The 2,660-nt window shown below is 72.6% G+C and carries 2 protein-coding genes; one reads left to right on the plus strand and one right to left on the minus strand.

The features are described from left to right. Window positions 1–14: 14 nt before the first annotated feature. Window positions 15–1,355 carry a nucleotide sugar dehydrogenase gene (locus HW445_RS25910; RefSeq protein ID WP_180223315.1) on the minus strand — a complete coding sequence of 447 codons (1,341 nt, stop codon included), beginning with the start codon at window positions 1,353–1,355 and terminating at the stop codon, window positions 15–17. Between the two features lie 107 nt (window positions 1,356–1,462). Between HW445_RS25910 and HW445_RS25915 the strand changes: the two genes are divergently transcribed. Further along, window positions 1,463–2,660 (plus strand): PLP-dependent aminotransferase family protein (locus tag HW445_RS25915; protein ID WP_180223316.1); only part of this gene is annotated, 1,198 nt, incomplete at its 3' end.

Genomic DNA, 2,660 nt, shown 5'->3' on the forward strand with positions numbered 1-2,660 from the left:
CAGGGCCGCCCCCATCACAGCACCGCCACGGCGCTGGCCGGGGAGAGCTTGTTGTGGGTGTCGAGGACCAGCGGCGGGATGCGCCACAGCAGGTCCCGCTCCAGACCCGGCACCGGGGTGACCAGCACCGCGGCGTCCTGCTGGGCCAGTTCGACCGCGGACCAGCCGACCGCCTTGACCGGCTCGCCGTCCACGGCGAGGCCCGGCACCAGCGGGTCGTGGTACGACACCCGGGCGCCGGCGGCCCGCAGCCCGCGGACGATCTCCAGGGCGGGCGCGTTGCGCAGGTCGGCGACGCCGCTCTTGTAGCTGACGCCGACGATCAGCACGTGGGCGCCGTGCAGCGAGGAGCCGCGCTCCGCGAACAGCTCCGCCAGCCGCTCGACGACCTGCCGGGGCCGTCGCTCGATGCGCTCGTAGGCGGCGTCGACCAGCTTCGTCTCGGTGCCGGCCGCCGCGGCGGCCTCCCGCAGGAACAGCGGGTCGACCGGGATGCACTCGCCGCCCACGCCCGGACCGGGGTAGTGCGCGAGGAACCCGTAGGGCTTGGTGGAGGCGGCGTCGATGACCTCGCGGACCGGGATGTCCAGCTGCCGGCACAGGTCCGACAGCTCCAGCGTGAGGCTGATGTTGACCAGCCGGAAGGTGTTCTCGAAGACCTTGGACAGCTCGGCGACCTCCAGCTGCGAGACCGGCACCACCGTCTCGCAGACCTGCCCGAACAGGGCCGCCGCGCGGCGGGTGCACTCCTTGGTGAGGCCGCCCACCACCTTCGGGGTGTTGGCCAGGTTCCAGCCGTTGGTGTTGGCCGGGTCGACCCGCTCGGGGGCCATCGCGACGTGGAAGTCGGTGCCCGGCTCCAGCCCGGTGGCGCGGGCCAGCTTGGCCGCCGCGGCCGCCGTGGTGCCCGCGGGGACCGTGGACTGCAGGACGACCAGCATCCCGCGGCGCAGCAGCGGCGCCACCGAGTCCATCGCGGACTCCACGTAGTCCAGGTTGGCCTGCTGGTCGCCGGTGACCGGGGTCGGCACGCAGACGATCAGGGCGTCGGAGCCGGCCAGCTCGCCGGGCTCGGTGGTGGCGCTCAGCCGGTCGGCGACGCCGTCCAGTTCGGCGTCGCTCACGTCCGGCAGGTAGGACTCGCCGCGTATCACCTGTCCGACCCGGTGGGCGTCCGTGTCCAGGCCGCGGACCGGGAAGCCGGCGGTGGCGAACCCGAGACCGAGCGGCAGACCGGTGTAACCGAGTCCGACGATTCCCACCCGCAGCGTCCGGCGCTCGATCATCTCGTCGAACCGGGTGGCGCCGTCCCGCTGGTGGAACTCGGGAGTGAGTACGCCAGTTGTCTCAGCCATGGGGCTTTCTCCTCGGAGTGCTATAACTAGGGGCCGTTGGCGCTTCTATGACGCCAGTGGACGCGGGCGGACACCCAGACCACTGCGGGGGGAACGGAGCAGACCAGATGGCCTGGCATCTGTCGGTCCAGGTGGACCGGGACTCGGCCGTACCGCTGACCACACAGCTGCAGAACGCCATAAAGGTGCGGATCGAGGACCGGGTCCTGCAGCCCGGAGTGCGGCTCCCGTCGAGCCGTCAACTCGCCCAGGACCTGCGGCTTTCGCGCAGTGTGGTGGTCGAGGCGTACGAGCAGCTGATCGCCGAGGGGTACCTCGACGCGGTCCGCGGGTCGGGCACCCGGGTCACCCGGAAGCTGCCCGAGGGCGGCGGCTACGCGCCCCTGCTGGACTCCCGCCCGGCCGCCCAGTCGCGCTGGGACTTACGGGTCGGCATCGCGAATCTGTCGAACTTCCCCCGCCAGGAGTGGCTCAACTCCTACACCAAGGTGCTGCAGAACGTCGGCCGCGAGGGCATGGACTACCCGCCGGTCGCCGGCATCGCCGAGCTGCGCAACGAACTCGCCGGCTATCTGGGCCGGGTGCGGTCGGTGCACACCGAGCCCGCGCAGGTGATGGTCACCGCCGGGTTCGCGCAGGGACTGGCGCTGCTGTCCGACTCCCTGAAGCGGCTGGGCATCCACGAACTCGCCATCGAGGAGCCGGGGCACAACGGGCAGCGCCGGTTCATCCTGGACACCGGGATGACCCCGGTGCCGGTGCCGGTCGACGAGGAGGGCCTGGTCGTCGAGGCCCTGGACCGCACGGGCGCCCGCGCCGTCCTGGTCACCCCCGCGCACCAGTTCCCGACCGGCGTGATGCTCTCCCCCGCGCGGCGGGCGCAGCTCCTCGCATGGGCGCGGGAGCGGGACGGCTGGATCATCGAGGACGACTACGACGGCGAGTTCTGGTTCGAGCACGGCGGCAGACCCGCCGCGCTGCAGGAGGGCGACCCCGAGCGCGTGGTGTACGCGGGCACCACCAGCAAGGTCCTGGTCCCCGGATTGCGCCTGGGCTGGCTGGCGATCCCCCCGCGGCTCTACCCGCTGCTCGAACGGGTCCGCTCCCGGCAGGACCAGGGCTCCGACACCCTCACCCAGCTCGCCTTCGCCGAGCTGATGCGCAGCGGCCTGCTCGACCGGCACCTGCGCCGGGTCCGTTCCCGCTACCGCTCCCGCCGTGAGGCACTGGCCGCGGCCGTCCGGGAATCCCTGCCCGAGGCCCGGCTCAGCGGCTGCGCGGCCGGCCTGCACAGCTACGCCCTGC

The sequence above is a fragment of the Streptomyces sp. UH6 genome (assembly GCF_013421635.1).
Taxonomy (GTDB): domain Bacteria; phylum Actinomycetota; class Actinomycetes; order Streptomycetales; family Streptomycetaceae; genus Streptomyces; species Streptomyces abyssomicinicus.